General features: G+C 68.5%; 14 protein-coding genes. 5 read left to right on the top strand and 9 right to left on the bottom strand.

Annotation, left to right across the window (positions count from 1 at the left end):
• The first annotated feature begins 140 nt into the window (after positions 1-140).
• From AUC47_RS11670 to AUC47_RS11660, 3 genes are all read left to right on the top strand, one after another.
• On the top strand, positions 141-638 hold the full coding sequence (locus AUC47_RS11670) for a methylated-DNA--[protein]-cysteine S-methyltransferase (RefSeq protein WP_096715344.1): 498 nt from the start codon (positions 141-143) through the stop codon (positions 636-638).
• A 337-nt stretch (positions 639-975) separates the two neighbouring features.
• Positions 976-2,910 carry an ABC transporter ATP-binding protein gene (locus tag AUC47_RS11665; RefSeq protein ID WP_096715343.1) on the top strand — a complete coding sequence of 645 codons (1,935 nt, stop codon included), beginning with the start codon at positions 976-978 and terminating at the stop codon, positions 2,908-2,910.
• Positions 2,907-4,721 (top strand): ABC transporter ATP-binding protein, encoded by a 1,815-nt coding sequence (locus AUC47_RS11660; RefSeq protein WP_096715342.1) that lies wholly within the window; start codon positions 2,907-2,909, stop codon positions 4,719-4,721. Before AUC47_RS11665 ends, AUC47_RS11660 begins: the two co-directional genes overlap by 4 nt.
• A 104-nt stretch (positions 4,722-4,825) precedes the next feature.
• Here the strand turns inward: AUC47_RS11660 and AUC47_RS11655 are convergent, their stop codons facing one another.
• The gene (locus AUC47_RS11655; protein WP_096715341.1) at positions 4,826-5,674 is read right to left on the bottom strand and encodes an endonuclease domain-containing protein; all 849 of its coding nucleotides are present in this window, start codon (positions 5,672-5,674) and stop codon (positions 4,826-4,828) included.
• 277 nt (positions 5,675-5,951) lie between these two features.
• Between AUC47_RS11655 and AUC47_RS11650 the strand changes: the two genes are divergently transcribed.
• Positions 5,952-6,755, top strand: a complete 804-nt coding sequence (locus AUC47_RS11650) for a hypothetical protein (protein ID WP_096715340.1) — start codon at positions 5,952-5,954, stop codon at positions 6,753-6,755.
• Positions 6,756-6,845: 90 nt separating this feature from the next.
• Here AUC47_RS11650 and yicI read toward each other — a convergent pair whose 3' ends face one another.
• The 6 genes from yicI to AUC47_RS11620 all read right to left on the bottom strand — a co-directional run bounded on the left by yicI (position 6,846) and on the right by AUC47_RS11620 (position 14,107).
• A complete protein-coding gene (yicI, locus tag AUC47_RS11645) occupies positions 6,846-9,077 on the bottom strand; it encodes an alpha-xylosidase (protein ID WP_096715339.1) in 2,232 nt (743 codons plus the stop codon).
• Positions 9,077-9,964: a carbohydrate ABC transporter permease gene (locus AUC47_RS11640; RefSeq protein ID WP_096715367.1), complete on the bottom strand. Its 888-nt coding sequence runs from the start codon at positions 9,962-9,964 to the stop codon at positions 9,077-9,079. Before AUC47_RS11640 ends, yicI begins: the two co-directional genes overlap by 1 nt.
• Positions 9,964-10,941, bottom strand: coding sequence for a carbohydrate ABC transporter permease (locus AUC47_RS11635; protein ID WP_096715338.1), 978 nt, complete (start codon positions 10,939-10,941; stop codon positions 9,964-9,966). The genes AUC47_RS11640 and AUC47_RS11635 overlap by 1 nt, the downstream gene beginning before the upstream one ends.
• Before the next feature lie 55 nt (positions 10,942-10,996).
• A complete protein-coding gene (locus tag AUC47_RS11630; protein WP_179297602.1) occupies positions 10,997-12,304 on the bottom strand; it encodes an ABC transporter substrate-binding protein in 1,308 nt (435 codons plus the stop codon).
• A 123-nt stretch (positions 12,305-12,427) separates the two neighbouring features.
• Complete coding sequence (locus tag AUC47_RS11625) at positions 12,428-13,441, bottom strand: LacI family DNA-binding transcriptional regulator (protein WP_096715337.1); 1,014 nt, start codon at positions 13,439-13,441, stop codon at positions 12,428-12,430.
• A 207-nt stretch (positions 13,442-13,648) separates the two neighbouring features.
• Positions 13,649-14,107, bottom strand: coding sequence for a GNAT family N-acetyltransferase (locus AUC47_RS11620; protein WP_096715336.1), 459 nt, complete (start codon positions 14,105-14,107; stop codon positions 13,649-13,651).
• A gap of 121 nt (positions 14,108-14,228) precedes the next feature.
• Between AUC47_RS11620 and AUC47_RS11615 the strand changes: the two genes are divergently transcribed.
• Positions 14,229-16,448 (top strand): NADP-dependent isocitrate dehydrogenase, encoded by a 2,220-nt coding sequence (locus AUC47_RS11615; RefSeq protein WP_096715335.1) that lies wholly within the window; start codon positions 14,229-14,231, stop codon positions 16,446-16,448.
• A gap of 91 nt (positions 16,449-16,539) precedes the next feature.
• Here the strand turns inward: AUC47_RS11615 and AUC47_RS11610 are convergent, their stop codons facing one another.
• Complete coding sequence (locus AUC47_RS11610) at positions 16,540-18,045, bottom strand: L,D-transpeptidase family protein (protein WP_096715365.1); 1,506 nt, start codon at positions 18,043-18,045, stop codon at positions 16,540-16,542.
• 129 nt (positions 18,046-18,174) lie between these two features.
• A complete protein-coding gene (locus tag AUC47_RS11605) occupies positions 18,175-18,579 on the bottom strand; it encodes a RidA family protein (protein WP_096715334.1) in 405 nt (134 codons plus the stop codon).
• Positions 18,580-18,594 lie beyond the last annotated feature (15 nt).

The raw sequence follows: 18,594 nt of genomic DNA, 5'->3' as shown, positions 1-18,594 counted from the left end.
CGCGGGCGCTCGGCGCGCGTGCGACCCGCGCCCGCTGGCCGCCTCGCGGATGGTGCCCCGACTGCCGCGCCTCCGACCGTCTCGTCTTTCTCGACCGTCCGATCTTTCTCGAGCGTCCCGTCTCTTGCGAAGGAGTCCTCATGACCGCCCTCACCCAGACCGTCGACACCCCCGACGGGCCGTTCACGATCCTCGCCGACGAGCAGCAGCGCGTTCTCGCCTCGGGCTGGACCGCAGACCACGATGCGATCCTCGTCCGCCTCCCCGTGGCGCATCGTCCCGTCGACGTGCGCGACGGCGAGACGGATGCGGCGGCAGCCGTCCGCGCGTATTACGCGGGCGACGTGACGGCGATCGATACGGTCGAGGTTGCGCAGCACGGAACGGCGCTGCAGCAGCTCGGATGGGCGGCACTGCGGGATATCACCCCGGGGGAGCCGTTGACGTACACGTCCTTCGCCGCTCGTCTCGGCATCCCGAAGGCCGTGCGCGCCGCCGCCTCGATCTGCGCGCGCAACGCTCCTGCGCTGTTCGTGCCCTGCCACCGCGTGCTGCGCACCGACGGCTCGCTCGGCGGCTTCGCCTGGGGGCTGCCGGTGAAGGAGCGCCTTCTCGCGCGGGAAGCGGTCGCGATCTGACTGAGCGCCCGGTCGGAGAGGCGGATCCGCCACTTCTGCAGATCGGGAATCTCTCTTGCGCTCAGCTGGTTCTCAGGAATAGGCTGATGGGCTGTCGCGCCGACCGGACGACATCGCCGAGCCCCTGAGGAGGACATCATGACATCGATCGTCATTGCGCCGATCGCCGCTCACGGCTCGACCCCGGCGCGTCCGCTCCGCTAGAGCCCACCTCGGAGTCGCGTCGCGACTCACCGCTCGCGACTTCACCGCTCGGGTGCCGGGCTCCGAAAGTCGTCTTCGCGCCCGCGCGCGTCCGTTCAGTAACCGCTTTCCATACGAAACTCGTCTGAGAGACATGTCTTCCTCGCCTTCATCGTCGAACAGCTCCCCCTCGTCATCCCTCTCCACCCCGGCAGCCCTGTGGCGGCTCAAGCCGTTCGTGAGGCCCGTCATCTGGCGGCTCGCCGGCGGTGCCCTCAGTGCGCTCGCCGCGGCGGTCATCGCCCTGATGATCCCGATCGTGCTCGAGCAGATCATCCGCGGGCCCGTGCAGACCGGTGCCATCGACGCCATCATCTGGGGTGCGCTCGCCGTGTTCGGTCTCGCCCTCGGCGAGGCGCTCATGGTGTGGCTGCGCCGCCAGTTCATCCTCAACCCCGCGACCCAGGTCGAGTACAAGATGCGTACCGAGCTGTACTCGCGGCTGCAGACGCTGCCGGTCGCATTCCACGACCGCTGGCAGTCAGGGCAGCTCCTGAGCCGAATGATGCAGGACATCGGACTCATCCGCCGGTGGCTCGCGTTCGGTCTCGTGCTGCTGGTCGTCAACGTCCTGACGATCATCATCGGCGCGGTCCTGCTGTTCCGGTGGCACTGGCTGCTCGGCACGATCTTCATCGTCACGGCGATCCCGCTGTGGATCCGCGGCTACCTCTTCGAGAAGCGCTACGGGGCCCTCACCCGGCGCAGCCAGGACCAGGCCGGCGACCTCGCCACCAGTGTCGAGGAGAGCGTGCACGGCATCCGCGTGCTCAAGGCGTTCGGCCGTGGCAAGCACGCCCTGCGTCGGTTCAGCCGGCAGGCCGAGACGCTGCGCGAGACCGAGATGAGCAAGGCCGGAGCGATCTCGTCGATCTGGTTCTGGCTCGACCTCATGCCGCAGATCGCGTTCGGGCTCAGCCTCATGTCGGGCGTCTGGTTGATCTCGCAGGGGGCGATCGAGCTGCCTGAGCTCTTCGCGTTCTTCGCCATGGCGACCGTGCTGCGCTGGCCCATCGAGTCGATCGGCTTCCTGTTCTCGTTCATGCTCGACGCGCGGACGGCCACCGACCGCGTGTTCGACATCTACGCGGAGACCAACACGATCACGGATCCGGAGAACCCGGTGCACATCGAGAACCCGCGCGGCGAGCTCGCGTTCGAGGGTGCGCACTTCCGTTACCAGGACGCGGGGGCGCACGAGCGCGACCTGCTCGACGGCATCGACCTCGTGCTGCGTCCGGGCGAGACCATGGCGCTCGTCGGCCTGACCGGAAGCGGCAAGACCACGCTGACGACACTGCCGACGCGTCTCTACGACGTGACCGGCGGTCGCGTCACGCTCGACGGTGTCGACGTGCGCGACCTGCCGCTCGCGGAGCTGCGTCAGCATGTCGCGATGGCCTTCGAGGATGCGACGTTGTTCTCGGCATCCGTGCGGGAGAACGTCCTGCTGGGCCGCGCCGATCTCGACGTCCAGAGCGCGGAGGCGGAGCGAGTGCTGCGCGAGGCGCTCGATGTCGCACAGGCATCCTTCGTCGACACGCTCCCCGAGGGCGTCGAGACGATCATCGGCGAGGAGGGGCTGAGCCTGTCCGGTGGTCAGCGTCAGCGCCTCGCGCTCGCAAGGGCCGTCGCGGCGAAGCCCAAGGTGCTCGTGCTCGACGACCCGCTGTCGGCGCTCGACGTCGACACGGAGGCGCTCGTCGAAGAGGCGCTGCGCCACGTGCTCGCCGACACGACGGCTCTGATCGTCGCCCACCGGCCCTCCACCGTGGCGCTCGCGGACAGGGTCGCCCTGCTCGAGGCGGGTCGCGTCACGGCGGTCGGCACGCACTCCGAGCTGCTGCGGTCGAGCAGCCACTATCGGCACGTCATCTCGAGCCTCGAGGCCGAGGAAGCGGCGCGCACCGGCGCGATCCCGATCATCCGCGATGAGCAGGACCAGATCGAGGATGCCGTGCGCGAGGGCATCCGCGAGGAGACCCCCGACGACGAAGACCTTTTCACCGAGAAGGAGGTGCAGCGATGAGCTCCGCGATCACCGGAACCCAGGACGAGGACCGCTCCCGCTACACACGCGAGGAGAGCAGGGCGATCCGCCGCAGGTCGCTGCGCCTGCTCGGCTCGCTCGTGCGCCCGCTGAAGCCGCAGATCGTGCTCGCCGCGGTCGTGCTCGTGATCTCGACCGCGCTGCAGGTCTCGGGCCCGATCCTCATCAGCATCGGCCTCGATCGCGCTCTGCCCGCCGTGCTCGAGCGAGCCGACTGGATGCCGACGTTCATGATCGGCGGTATCTACCTGCTCGCCGGCGCCGTCGCCGCGGCCATGATCGCCTGGTACGTGATCATCGCGGCGAAGCTGACCCAGGCGGTGCTGCTCGACCTCCGCAAGCGGATCTTCCTGCACACTCAGCGGCTGAGCCTCGAGTTCCATGAGTCGTACACGTCGGGTCGTATCATCTCGCGGCAGACGAGCGACCTGGATTCGATCCGCGAGCTGCTCGACGGCGGTCTCAACGAGCTCGTGTCCGGAGTGCTGTTCGGCCTGTTCACGTTCATCGCCCTGTGCGTATGGGACTGGCAATCGGGGCTGATCCTGGCGATCGGCGGCATCCCGCTGTTCTTCCTGATGCGCTGGTTCTACTCGCGGTCGCAGCTGGTGTACCGCGAGTCGCGCGTCATCAGCGCCAAGGTCATCGTGCAGTTCGTCGAGACCATGACGGGCATCCGCGCGGTCAAGGCGTTCCGCAAGGAGCCCCGCAACGACGAGTCGTTCCAGCAGGTCGCGGGCGACTACCGCGACGTCAACCGCCGGTCGATGCTGCTGTTCGGCACGTTCGAGCCGGGACTCATGGGTGTCGCGGCGCTCGTGCTCGGAATCGTGGTGCTGTGGGGCGGCATCCGGGTCTCGACCGACGCGCTCACGGTGGGTGTGCTGCTCTCGGCGGTGCTGTACGTGCGCAACTTCTTCGCGCCCATGCAGGAGATCGCGATGTTCCTGAACTCCTACCAGTCGGCGACGGCTGCGCTCGAGAAGGTGTCGGGAGTGCTTGAAGAGGTGCCGACGGTGCCCGACCCCGAGAAGCCGGTCGACCTGTGGGAGTCGCGCGGCCACGTGCGGTTCGACGAGGTCACGTTCGGCTACAACGGCGAGAAGACGATCCTCCCGAATTTCTCGCTCGACATCCCCGCTGGACAGACCATCGCGCTCGTCGGCACGACGGGAGCGGGCAAGTCGACGCTGGCCAAGCTGATCTCGAGGTTCTACGACCCGTCGCTCGGCACGGTCACGCTCGACGGCGTCGATCTGCGCGACCTGCACCCGAAGGACCTGCGGCGCGCCATCGTCATGGTCACGCAGGAGGCGTACCTCTTCAGCGGAACCGTGGCCGACAACATCGCGCTGGGCAAGCCCGACGCGTCGCTCGACGAGATCCGTGCGGCGGCACGCGCGGTCGGCGCCGACGAGTTCATCGCGTCGTTGCCCGACGGCTACAACACCGATGTCAACAAGCGTGGCGGTCGGGTGTCGGCGGGGCAGCGACAGCTGATCTCGTTCGCGCGCGCGTTCCTCGCCGACCCCTCGGTGCTCATCCTCGACGAGGCGACGGCGTCGCTCGACATCCCGTCAGAGCGTCTGATCCAGGATGCTCTGCAGACGCTGTTGAAAGACCGCACGGCCATCATCATCGCGCACCGTCTGTCGACGGTCGCGATCGCCGACAGGGTGCTGGTCATGGAGCACGGCCGCATCATCGAGGACGACAGCCCCGAGGCGCTGATCGGCGGCACCGGGAAGTTCGCGCAGCTGCACGCGGCCTGGCAGGAGACGCTCGTCTAGCCGGCTGGCGCGGGCAACTTTCTGCGGCCTCCGTCACTTTCTGCGGCCACGACCTGCGTGCCGTGGCCGCAGAAGTCGCTCACGGCCGCAGAAGTTGCGCACGGTCAGCTGCGACGGTCGGGCGGTAGATGGAGGCCGCGCGCGATGGCGGCCTGAAGAGTGCGCTCCACCTTCTGCCACTTGTACATGATCTGCTCATAGGTCAACCGCAGCACCGTGTACCCGCGGAGGCGCAGTTCCGCGTCGTGCGCGACGTCGGCGCCGCGCTGCGCCGACGACGAGTGGTGCGCGTAGCCGTCGATCTGGATCACCAGGTGCGAGCCGACGACGATGTCCACCCGTCGTCCCGCCAGACGCACCTGCTGACGCACGGGAACGCCCCAGCCGCTGAGCCGGACGACGACGATCGTCTCCAGGCCGGAATCCGAAAGTCCGACCACCTGGTGGGCGAGATCGCGAGAGCGGGGATCGCGCCACCGCACGAGTCGGAGGGCTTCGAGGTCGAGTCCCTCCACCCGGACCGCCGACTCCCAGATCACCCGAGCGTCCTCGTGGGAGCAGCAGACCGCGATGTGCGCCAACGCGTCTTCGACGGATGCCGTGAGTTCCCGAGCGCCGCGATCGACGAGCGGCACGCCCCAGTGCAGCGTTGCATCGTCGCGATGGCGATGGGCGTTCGGACCGACCTGAAGGTGCAAGCCGGCATCCACTCGGTCCGGTATCCACCATCCGCGACGACGGGCGAGCGAGACGCAAGTGAGTCGGCCGGATGCCGCGGCGGCCGCGGTGAGGTCTGCCGGCGCGGAATCGAGCGCCACCCACTGCGCGCGCACACGGCGCACCTCTCCCGCGCGGATCGCGGCCCGCACATGGCGAGGAGAGAAACCGTGCGCCGCGGCATCCGATCGGTGGGCGATTCCGCTGCGTGCGGAGAGCCATGCGGTCAGGTCCATCGATCAAGGATGCGGCGTCGATCGGTCGGGCGATGCCGCCGACAACACCATCGGGGAGAACCGAGCGCGGGTCCGGGATGTGCAGGAGGGGTGCGGGGGTGAAGTTCTGCGGCCTTGGTCAGCTTCTGCGGCCACAGGAATCCGTGGTGGCCGCAGAAGTGGGCGAGGGCCGCAGAAGTTGCGCGACCGGGGCGGGGGACAGGGGCGAGGGGACAGGGGCGAGGGGACAGGGGCGAGGGGCAAGGACAGAGTCGCGGGCACTGGGTAGCATCGAAGCATGGACCCGCTGCTGCTCATCGAGTGGTGGTGGATAGCGCCCGTCGCGGCCGGAGGGGTCGCTGCGGGCGGGATCGGGATGCGGAGGCGGAGCATGAAGAGCGGACGCCGGCTCGCGGTCGACGCCGCGCGGCACGACCTCAGACAGGCGCAGCAGCTCGCGACGGAGCGCCGCATGGCAGCTCGGCTCGCCAGGGCGGAGTACGCGCGCGTCTCTGCCGAGCGCAGTGCGCGGCGGGCGACGCCTGAGCAGGTCGCGGCTGCCAAACGGATGCTCCGCGAGAAGGAGAACGACGCGAAGGCCGCCGCTGCGGACGTCCGGGCCAAGCAGGTGCGGCTCAGCGCGGCGCGGGCCGCGTTGCCCGCGGCATCCGCTCCCCGTCCGCTCGAGCGACTGCAGGCCGAGCACGACGCGATCACCGCACGGTGGATGCGGTACGAGACGGATGCCTCGCTGCAGATCGCCTACCCCGCGATGACAGACGTCAAGCAGCCCGCGACGGCCGCCTACCTGCGCGCGGCCGGTGCGGCGGTCGACGCGCGCCGCGCTGCGAGCGGCAAGGTCACGACTCCGGCGGAGTTCGCCGCCTACCGCGATGCGGTCGCCGACCTCGAGCGGGCGTTCGAGGCGGCGGAGTATGCGGCGCGAGTGCAGGCGGGCGAGGCGCCGGCTGCACCGACCTGGCAGGATGCCGCGCAGGACATGCTCTCGAGGTCGGCGGAAGCCTTCGACCGCGCTGCCGGCGCCGCTGCCTCCGCGTTCGCCGCATGGAACGAACGGAAGCAGCGACCCGACAAGCGTTAGCGAGACGCCTTTGTGAGCAGCCCCGCGGGATCTGGCCGAAGCAGCGGCCCGACAAGCGTCAGCGGGGTCGGTTGCGCAACGCGTCGCCGCTCATCGGCTCACCCGCTCGAGGTCGACGTCGTACGCCCTCCGGTCTCCGTCGGGGCTCGTGACCGTCACTGAGCAACGACCGCCGCCCCCGGGAAAGACCCGCACCTCGAGACCCTCGTGATAGTCGTAGTCCGGGCGGTCGGTGCGCGCACCCCACGGCAGGGCCGTGCCCGGCCGCACGTACAGGGGCAGCGAGTCGAAGTCGTGGGTCTCGCGACGCCATCCGCCTCCCGTGACCGTCTCGCCCGTGAGCAGCGACGTCCACTCGCCCTCGGGCAGGTAGAACTCGACCGAGCCGTCGGCGGAGAACACAGGTGCGACGAGCAGGCTGGATCCCAGCATGTACTGGCGGTCTAGGTATCCGACGGCGGGGTCGTCGGGGAACTCGAGCTGCATCGGCCTCATCAGCGGGATGCCGGTCGCCGCGGCATCCAGTCCCTGCTGGTACAGGTACGGCATGAGCCGCATCTTCAGCTGGGTGAACCGTCGCGTCACGTCGACGGCCTCATCGTCGAACGCCCACGGCACCCGGTACGAGCTCGATCCGTGGAAGCGCGAGTGCGAGCCCAGCAGACCGAAGGCCGTCCAGCGCTTGAAGACCCCGGCGTCGGGCGTGCCCTCGAAGCCGCCGATGTCGTGGCTCCAGAACGCGAAGCCGCTGAGGGCGAGGGAGAGACCGCCCCTCAGAGTCTCGGCCATCGACGCGTACGTCGAGGTCGAGTCACCGCCCCAGTGCACCGGCATGCTCTGGCCGCCGGCCGTCGCCGACCGTGCGAACAGCACGGCGTCGTCGGCGCCGCGCGCCTCGGTCAGCACGTCATGCACGGCCCGGTTGTACAGGTCGGTGTAGAGGTTGTGCATCCGCGCCGGGTCGGACCCGTCGGCCCAGACCACCTCGGTGGGGATGCGCTCGCCGAAGTCGGTCTTGAAGCAGTCGACGCCCTGCTCGACGAGCCGGCGCAGGTGCGCCTGGTACCAGGCCGTCGCTTCGGGGTTGGTGAAGTCGACCAGTCCCATGCCGGCCTGCCACAGGTCCCACTGCCACACCGAGCCGTCGGGGCGGCGAACGAGGAAGCCCTGGTCGGCGGCCTCGCGGAACAGGGGGGAGCGCTGCCCGATGTACGGGTTGATCCACACGCAGACGCGCAGGTCCTTCTCGTGCAGGCGCGCGAGCATCCCGTCGGGGTCGGGAAACACGCGGGGGTCCCACTCGAAGTCGCACCAGTTGAACTCGCGCATCCAGAAGCAGTCGAAGTGGAACACCGACACCGGCAGCTCCCGCGCCGCCATCTCGTCGATGAACGAGGTGACCGTCTGCTCGTCGTAGTCGGTGGTGAAGCTCGTCGAGAGCCAGAGGCCGTACGACCAGGCCGGCACGACGGGCGGGCGCCCCGTCAACGCCGTGTACCGGGACAGCACGTCCTTCGGCGTGGGGCCGGCGATGACGAAGTACTCGAGCACCTCTCCCGGGACCGAGAACTGCACCCGCTCGACGGCCTCGGACCCGATCTCGTACGAGACGTGTCCCGGATCGTTCACGAGCACGCCGTAGCCGCGGTTCGACAGGTGGAACGGGATGCTCTTGTACGCCTGCTCGCTCGACGTGCCCCCGTCGGCGTTCCAGATGTCGACGGACTGCCCGTTCTTGACGAGCGGGCCGAAGCGCTCGCCGAGGCCGTAGACGAGCTCGCCGACCCCGAGGTCGAGCTGCTCGTGCACGAACGAGGATGCCGCGGGGGCCGTTCCGCCCTGCCGGGCGTTCGACACGATTCCCTGGTCGACCTGCGCTGCGGCGCCGAGGCGGATGTAGCCCTGCGCCTTGTGGCCGCTGCCCGTGACGCGACGACCGTCGACCTCGAAGGAGAGGTCCCACGGCGAGCCCGGTGCGATGCGTGCGACGAGCGCCCCCGCATCCACAGATCCGCCGGCGTCGGTGAGCGACACCCGAGCCGCTCCCGTCCCTGCGCCCGTGAGTGCGAACCCGCCGTGCCAGCGTCCGCCCTCGTGGTGGGCGATGCGCACCCGGATCACTCCCTCCGCGGGGGAGGAGAGCGTCGTCGTGAGCACGGGGCGGTTGAGTGTGTCGCCGCGTTTGGCGATGACCATGGTCGGTGCCGTGATGACGAGGCCGGGGCCGTCGGGGGTGGGGGTCTCGGCGATGTCGTAGGCCTCCTGCGCGTAGAGCGCCGTGACGCCCGGGCGCAGCTGCCAGAACCCGTCGGTGAACTTCATTACTTGACTGCTCCTGCCGTGATGCCGCGTGTCAGCGTGCGCTGGAAGATGAGGAAGAAGATGAGTGTGGGGATGATGCCGAGCAGCGCGGACGCGCTCGTGGTCGTCACGTCCATGAGCCGGTCGCCCTGCAGCACGCTGATCGCGACGGGCACCGTCTGGTTCGCGTTGGATGCGAGGAACGTGAGCGGGATGAGGAACTCGTTCCACGTCCAGATGAAGAAGAAGATGAGCAGCACCGACAGTGTCGGTCGGCTGATCGGGAAGACGACGCGCCAGAGGATCTGCCAGCGGTTCGCGCCGTCGAGCGAGGCGGCCTCGAGCACCTCCTTGGGGAACGTGCCGTAGACGGACGACAGCAGGTAGGTGCCGAACGCCGCCTGGATCACGGTGAACACGATGATGACCGACCACACGCTGTCGTACAGGCCGACGGATTTGAACATGTAGTACAGCGGGTACAGCAGCGCCTCCTGGGGGAGGAGGTTGGCGAGCAGGAACAGCAGCACGATCCACGAGCGGCCCCGCACCCGACCGATGCCGATGGCGAAGGCGTTCAGCATCGAGATCACGACCGCCAGCAGAGCGACGACGCCCGAGATGAAGATCGAGTTCCAGACCTTCTCGGGGAAGTTCACGCGCTCCCAGAACTTGATGATGCCGCCGAAGTCGAGGGTCTCGGGGATCGCGAGCGGGCCGGAGGTGGCGTAGTCGACGGGCGACTTGAAGGAGTTCACGAGCACGAGGTAGAACGGCGCGATCACGAGCAGGGCGCCGATCACGATGAGCGCGAGCAGCAGCCAGTCGATCGGCCGCTTCTTGGTCATGCCGCCTCGCGGACGGGTCTTCGTGGGCTTGCCGGTGACGATGGCGGTGGTGGCGTGCATCACAGACCCGCCCTTTCCTTGCGCTCGAGCGAGTTCTGCACCCGGATGAAGATGATCGACACGATGACCACGACGATCGTGAGCACGGTCGCGATGGTCGCGCCGTATCCGACGTTCCGCTTGGTGAAGAACTCCTGGTACGCGTAGTACGCGGGCACGAGCGTGGATCCTGCCGGCCCGCCGCGCGTGATGATGTAGACCGGCCCGAAGACCTTGAGGGCGGCGATCGTGCAGGTGAGCGTCACGACGAAGATCTCGGGACGGATGATGCTCATGGTGATGGCCGAGAAGCGCTGGAACCAGTTCGCGCCGTCGAGCTCGGCCGCTTCATAGAGCTCCGGGTCGACCCGCTGCAGGGCGGCCATGAACACCACGACGGGGTAGCCCAGCTGCACCCAGACCATGACGACCATGAGCACGATCAGCGCGGACGGCATCTGCCCGAGCCAGTCGTAGGCGGGGATGCCGAAGGCGCCGAGGATCTGGTTGAGGGCGCCGTCGCCGCCGGGGCGCACGATCCACCCGATCACGATGCCGGCGACGGCGATGGGCAGGATCTGCGGGAGGTAGTACGTGGCCCTGAGGAAACTGCCGACCTTGCCGCCGAACTTGCGCCCGACGACATCGAAGAGGAGCGCTGCGACGACGAGACCCACGACGGTCGGGACGACCACCATGGCGATGATCATCCACACCGAGTTCCCGAACGAGGTCCAGAAGTCGCTGTCGCTGAGGATCTTCTGCCAGTTCTCGAGACCGATGAACTCCGGCGTGCGCACACCCTTCCACTTCGTGAAGGTGAGGTACACGTTCCAGATCAGCGGGACGATGACGACGACCAGCAGCAGGACGAAGCCGGGCAGCAGGTACATCCAGTAGGCGCCGGTGCCGCCGCGGCGCTGCGGGATCGACGGCTGTTCGGGCGGCAGCGTGGTGCGGCCCGATCCGGTGCGGGGTTCGCGCGTGGCGAGTGTCATGTTCTTCTCCAGGAGGATGCGGAGGGCGGCGCGGACGCCGCCCTCCGCGAATCGATCAACGGAATTCCGCTGTGCCCTCGTCGTACTGCTCGCCGAGGTTCTTGTCGGTGGTCTCCGCGTCCTGCGAGCCCGTGATGAGGCCCTGGAGCTCCTGCACGATCACGTCGTAGAAGCCGGGTGCGGGCCAGTCCGGGTAGAACGAGAGGCCGTCGGCGTCGAGCACGCCGTTGAACGTCTCGATGAGCGCGGCGCTCTTCTCGTCGGTGATGTCAGCCGTGTCGGCGGCGACGGGCAGCCCGCCGTTGTTGCCGATGATGGCCTGGATCTCGGGGCGCATCGTGATGTCGATGAACTCGTAGGCGAGCTCCTTGTTGGCCGCGTTCTCGGGCACGACCCAGAGGTTGCCGGACGAGCCGAGCGACAGATCGGCGCCGGGGAACGCGGTCATCGTCCAGTCGAAGCCGGTCGCCTCGGCGACGAAGCGGCCGAACCACCACGACCCCGACACGAAGATCGGCGACGTGCCGTTGATGAAGGAGACACCCGCGTCCTCGGCCTTGACCGAGGAGACGTCGGAGGCGATGTAGCCCTTGTCGACGTACTCCTTGAGGGTCTCGGTCGCGGTGCTGATCTCCGGCCCCTGCCAGTCGACCTCGCCGTCGTAGAGCTGGTAGGCGTCGACGAAGCTGCGGTCGCCCTCGAGCAGTGCGAGCTGGTACCAGAGCTGACCCAGCGGGTACTCGGCGCCGGCCTCGGCGAGCGGGGTGACGCCCTTCGCGACGAACGCGTCGAGCACGGCCACGAACTCCTCGTACGTGGTCGGGATCTCGAGCCCGGCCTCGGCGAAAGCATCCTGGTTGTAGTACACGCCGACGAACTCGCCGTAGTTCGGGATGCCGAACCAGGTGTCGCCGCCCATGACCCCGTCCTCGGAGTACTTGGCGGTGGTCTGCAGCGACGGGGCGAGCTTCTCGTCCCAGCCGTACTCGTCGACCGCGTCGGAGATGTCCGAGATCAGGCCGGTGGAAGCCAGGAAGCCGGCGGTCGCGTTGCCCTTGTTGAACTCCATGAGGTCGGGGACGGCGTCGGTGTCGAGCACCTGGCTGGCGGTCTTCTGGATCTGCTCGAAGGACTTCTCCTCGAACTCGACGGTCGCGCCCGTCTCCTCCTCGAAGATCTTGATGGCCTCCTCCCAGGCCTTGCCCATGGCGCTGTCTGCGCTCTCGTAATGCCACAGCTTGAGGGTCTGGCCATCGCCGCCCTCGTCTCCGGAGCCGGCGCCGCAGCCGCTCAGGACGACTCCTGCCGCGGTCAGCGCGGCCACGGCGGCCAGCGTCTTGGTCGTGCGGATGTTGCGTGCCATCGTCGGCACTCCTTTCTCGGTGGCCTCATGGCCTGGACACTTCTTCGGGTCTCTTCAGTTGTGGTTCGGTGAGCTGTCGAAGCGTTTCGACAGCGCGCAGACGATGAGGACGCGGTGCTTTCGCTACTCCCGGGCGGGAGCGATCGAGCCGACCGCGCGGTACTCGGGCGGGATGAGGTGGATGCGGGGCGAGGAGCCGCCGCTCTCGACGCTGCCGACCGCCAGATCGACGGCCAGCTCGCACGACTGCTGCGGCACGAGCGGGATCGTGTCGATCGCGACCGACAGCTCGGTCGTGTCGAAGGATGCCGCGGCTGAGACGACCGAGACGTCCTCGCCGACGCGCAGTCCGCGGCCGGCGATGGCCTCGAGCAGGATCTCGTGCACGTCGCCGACGGCGTGCACGACGAACGCTCGGTCGCCGCGATCCAGGGCGGCGTCGCACGTCGAGCGCACGAGCGCGGCATCAGTCGTCGTGTCGCCGGTCGTCGCCCACTCGAGGGTGATGTCGCGGCGCGCGGCGCGGTCCGTGACGCCCGCGAGCAATCGCCGGGGGAAGTTCGACTTGCGGTACGAGACCTCGGTCTGGCCGAGCAGCACGACCCGCCGGTGCCCGGCGTCGGCGAGCCGGTCGATCGCGAGCGCCCCCGCCGACTCGAAGTCGAGGTCGACGCACGTCAGACCCTCGGCGTCGTTCGGGATGCCGATGAACACGGTCGGCGTGCCCACACTGCGCGCGATGGCTGCCCGGTCGTCGTCTGGGGCGACGTCGAGCACGAGGATCGCATCGACGAGGCGGCTCGCGGCGACGCGGTTCATCCCCTCCGAGGTCTGCTCGTCGGTGAGGAGGAGGATGTCGTACCCTCGGCGCCGCGCCGCGACCGCCGTGGCGAGCACGAACGCCATGTGGGTGGGGGCGTGGGTGTCGGCGCGCAGCGGCTCGGTCAGCGCGAAGATGTGGGTGCGGCGACCCGCCAGCATCCGTGCGCCGGCGTCGGGCTCGTAACCCAGTGTGCGAGCCGCGTCCTCGATCCGGCGCCGCGTCTTCTCGGAGACGGGCCGCTTGCCGCTGAGTGCGTAGGAGACGGTGCTGATCGACACGCCGGCGGCGTGCGCCACCTCATGGATCGTCGTCATCGGGACTCCGTCGTCGCTCGTTCGGGAAATCATCGAAGCGCTTCGCCAGCGCCCTGAAGCGATGATAGGCACGGTCTGCGAGGGAGTGCAAGCTTTTTGTGGCGACTCGCAACAAATCCGTGATCCGGCCCCGACGGGCATCGAGGATCGCACCGACAGGGCGACGGGGCCTCGATGGGGGAGGGGATTCGAGACCCCGCCGCCGGTCTACGGTGTGACGCGGATCTCGGCGATGACCTCGGAGTACTCGGTCTCGCCGACCGGCGTGAATCCGACGCGCAGGAAGAAGGCCTCGGGGCCGTCTTCGCCGGCTTCGTAGATGACGTTGACGTGGTCGACGCCGCGCGAGCGCGCCTCTTCGACCAGCTGCTCGACGGCGAAGCGCCCCACGCCCTTGCCCTGATCGTCGGCGTCGACGTTGATGCGCCAGAGGACGGAGCGGAAGTGCTCCTCGGGCGCCTCGGGGTCGAAGTTCGCGCTCACGAAGCCGACGACCTGGTCGCCGTCGAGCACGACGCGCTGCCACGACGTGGCCGGGTTGATGACGGTGGCCGCGATGCCGTAGGACACCGGAGCGAGGAACTGCTCCTGTCCGGGCTTGAGCGACAGGTTGTTCACGGCAACGATCGTCGCAGCGGAGAGTTCGACCATGCGCAGTTCGGACATAGTGACAGGCTAGCCCCTCCGGTGCGCTCCGTCCCAGGGACGAGCAGATTCTCGGGGGCGAGAAGCGCTCAGGTATCTTGGTATCGAGACAATTCTGCCCTCGTGAACGGAGAACCTCCCGGTGACCGACGACGCCATCATCTACACCTACACGGACGAGGCACCCGCGCTCGCCACAGCTTCCTTCCTTCCGATCATCCAGGCCTTCACGGGCCAGGCGGGCATCGACGTCGAGACGCGTGACATCTCTCTGGCGGGCCGCATCCTCGCCGCCTTCCCGCAGAAGCTCGCTCCCGAGCAGCAGGTCGGCGACGCGCTGGCTGAGCTCGGCGGGCTCGCCACACTGCCCGAGGCGAACATCATCAAGCTGCCGAACATCTCGGCATCGATCCCCCAGCTGAAGGGCGCGATCGCCGAGCTGCAGGCACAGGGCTACGACATCCCCGACTTCCCCGACGAGCCCTCGTCGCTCGAGGAGAAGGACATCCGCGCCCGCTACGACCGCATCAAGGGGTCGGCCGTGAACCCGGTGCTCCGGGAGGGCAACAGCGACCGCCGTGCGCCGCTCGCCGTGAAGAACTACGCGAAGAAGCACCCGCACCGCAACAAGCCCTTCGCCGAGGGCTCGAAGACCCGTGTCGCGACGCTCGGTCATGACGACTTCAAGCACAACGAGCGCTCGTGGGTGGCCGCCCACGACGACGTGCTGAGCTTCCGCCACATCGCCGAGGACGGCACGGTCACCGTGCTGAAGGAGGGCCTCAAGGTCCTTCCCCGCGAGATCGTCGACGCCACCTTCCTCTCGGCGTCCCACCTCGATGCCTTCCTCGCCGAGACGCTCGAGACGGCCAAGGCCGACGACGTGCTCTACTCGGTGCACCTCAAGGCGACGATGATGAAGGTCAGCGACCCGATCATCTTCGGTCACGTGGTCAAGACGTTCTTCGCCGACGTCTTCGCGCAGTACGGCGACCAGCTCGCGGCCGCCGGGCTCAACCCGAACGACGGTCTGGGCTCGATCCTCGCGGGTCTCGAGGGCATCGCCGGCGGCGACGAGATCGCCGCCGCGTTCGCGAAGGCGATCGCGGAGGGGCCGCGACTCTCCTACGTCAACTCCGACAAGGGCATCACGAACCTGCACGTCCCCAGCGATGTGATCGTCGACGCCTCCATGCCCGCCCTTGTGCGCAACGGAGGCAAGCTGTGGGGCAAGGACGGCGGCGAGGCCGACACCCTCGCGGTCATCCCCGATTCCTCCTACGCGAGCGTCTACCAGGCCGTGATCGACGATGTCATCGCCAACGGTCCGCTGGACCCCGCCACGATCGGCACCGTGCCGAACGTCGGTCTGATGGCCCAGGCGGCCGAGGAGTACGGCAGCCACGACAAGACCTTCGAGATCGCCGCGGCGGGCACCGTGCAGGTTCTCGACAGCGAGGGCACCGTGCTCATCGAGCACGAGGTGGGCGAGGGCGACATCTGGCGCGCCACGCAGACCAAGCACATCCCGGTCATGGACTGGGTCAAGCTGGCTGTCTCGCGTGCGCGGGCGACCGGAGCGCCCGCGGTGTTCTGGCTCGACGCGAACCGCTCGCACGACGCGCAGATCATCGCGAAGGTGCACCAGGGTCTCGCGACGCTCGACACCAAGGGCCTCACGATCACGATCCTCGCTCCGGAGGAGGCCACGCGCTACACGCTCGCGCGCATGCGTCACGGCCTCGACACCATCTCGGTGACCGGCAACGTGCTCCGCGACTACCTCACCGACCTCTTCCCGATCCTCGAGGTGGGAACGAGCGCCAAGATGCTCTCGATCGTCCCGCTGCTCGCCGGCGGCGGACTGTTCGAGACGGGTGCCGGAGGATCGGCGCCGAAGCACGTGCAGCAGCTGGTCGAGCAGAACTACCTGCGCTGGGATTCGCTCGGCGAGTTCTTCGCGCTGGCCGCCTCGCTCGAGCACTTCGCCGATCGCACCGGCAACGAGAAGGCGCGCGTGCTGGCGGAGACGCTGGATGCCGCAACAGGCACCTTCCTCGAGGAGGACCGCTCGCCCGGTCGCGCCCTCGGCACGATCGACAACCGCGGCAGCCACTTCTACCTCGGCCTGTACTGGGCGCAGGAGCTGGCTGCGCAGTCGAAGGATGCCGAGCTCGCCGCCACCTTCGCGCCGGTTGCCGCGAAGCTGGCCGAGAACGAGGAGAAGATTGTCTCCGAGCTCAACGCGGTGCAGGGCTCGGCCGTCGAGATCGGCGGGTACTACCGCCCCGACGACGCGCTCGTGGCCGCGGTCATGCGTCCGTCGTCCACGCTGAACGAGATCGTCGACGCACTGCCCTGACGCACGCGAAGGGGCCGGATGCTGAGCATCCGGCCCCTTCGTCGTATCCGCCGTCGGTGCGTGTGGTCGGCGATCCCGTCGTGCGGCAGCCTCAGTTGTGGACCGAGACCTCCATGCCCACGGGGGACCACTCGTACACGAACCTGGCGACGTCGATCGGCATGTTCACGCAGCCGTGGCTCATGCGGTTGCCGAAGTTGCTGTGCCAGTAGGTGCCGTGGAAGCCCTCGTCGCCGTTGAAGTACGTGACCCAGGGGACGTTCGGCGTCTCGGTGATCGAGCCGTCGGGCTCGCGGCTCTTCATGGTCTGCGAGCGCACGTGTGCGTAGACCTTGAAGTTGCCGACGTCGGTCGGCGTCGCCGCCTTGCCGGAGGAGATCTTCCACGACCGCACGACGGCGCCGTTCTCGTACAGAGTCGCCGTCTGCGAGCTGAGGTTCACGTCGATCTTGCGCAGGAGCGTGACCGCGGTGAACGGGGTCTCGGTGACCGAGATCGGGAACACGCTCTCACCCGCTTCGAGCTTGTCCGCCACATCGGACGCGAGGGTCGAGGTGTCGCTCAGCGCGCGGCCGTTCACGCCCTCGGACTCGGTGCGCAGCACCTTGCCGGACGAGTCGACGATCTGCGTGGCGTTGACCGGTGCGCGGTCGACGGCTGCGGGCAGCGCGTCGACCGTCGCCTGGATCGCGGCCTGATCGGCTTCGATGCGGAGCGTGCCGTCATCGTCGACGACGGTGAACCAGGTGGAGGCGGTGGCGGCGTCGACCGGGACGGTGCGCTCCTCGCCGAGGTAGAAGCCCATCGTGCCGAGCATCGTGTTGATCGACGTCGCGAGCGCGGTGGCGTCTTCGTCGGTCACGGCCGGCGCTGCCTCGGCGGGACCACCCGGGAACTCGAAGCTCGTGCCGCCCTCGCTGATCGTGTCGATGAACGCGTCGTTCAGCGCGGCCACGTCGACCCCGGTTCCCGTGGCGGACGGAGTGATGACGTAGCTGCCGGTGGCGGCGTCGAAGACCACGCCGGCGTCGACCGGATCCTCGAAGCTGGTCGGTACGGCGTCGCGCAGGGCCGCATCTGCGGTGGCGGGATCGAGGGCGATCTCGCCGGCGACGGGCTCGCCCATCCAGGCGCTGACGTTCCACATCGGGTGCTCGGCGAACGCCTTGTCGGCGAGGGCGCTCGCGTCGACGGCGGCACCGAGCTCCGCGCCGGTGAGCACGACGTCGTCGTCTGCTCCGGTGAGCGTGACCTCGGTCTCGGCGACGTGGGCGCTGATGGCGTCGGCGGCGGCGCCGGGCGTCATCCACCCCACCGGGATGCCGGCGACCGTGGTGCCGGGGGCGATGAGGATCATCGAGGCTGCACCGACGCCGATCACGACGGCGCCGACACCGAGGCCGATCCACAGTCCCAGGCGTTTCTTCTTGGGCGCGGGCTCGATGGGAGCCCAGGCCAGCGGCTGGTCTCCGCTCTCGGGCGGCATCGAGTCGGTCGGGGTGCCGTCACCCGACGGAGTCAGAGCGACCGTGTCGGCGGAACTCGCCTCGGTCAGCTTCTCAGTCTTCGCATCCTGCGCTGAGATCAGATCGGTCACGAACTTCACCCCCCGGTACTCACGTGGCCCTTATCACACTCAATGCTACGGGATCGAAGGTAACGAGGGGGCAACGGTCGTGCGGGCCCTCCCGGGCCCGCACGATTCAGGCGACGGCGTCGCCCGTGGTCACTCCACGATGGCGATGCCGTCGATCTCGACGAGCATCTCCTCGCGGGGCAGACCGGTGAAGACGGTGGTGCGCGAGGGGAGCACGCCGCTCGGCGTGTTCGCTTCGACGAAGGCGCCGTACGCCTCGTTCATGATCGGGAAGTCCTCGCGCTTCGTGAGGTACACGCGCAGCATCACGACGTCGTCGAACGTGGCGCCGGAGGCCTCGACGATCGCCTTCACGTTCTCGAGGGTGCGCGTGGTCTGCGCGGCGACGTCGCCCGGGTAGAGGTACTCGTTGGTGACGGCGTCGACGGGGCCCTGGCCGGAGACCTGGACGAACGGCCCCTTGCGCACGCCCTGCGAGAAGGTGTGGGCGGGGGCGGGGGCGGCGTCGGTCGTGATGCGGGTCTTCGAAGTCATGCTGCAAGCCTAGTA

This window comes from Microbacterium sp. SZ1 (assembly GCF_002362255.1).
Classification (GTDB): domain Bacteria; phylum Actinomycetota; class Actinomycetes; order Actinomycetales; family Microbacteriaceae; genus Microbacterium.
Note: the sequence above shows the minus strand (reverse complement) of the source record. Positions and strands in the feature narration are given on the sequence as shown.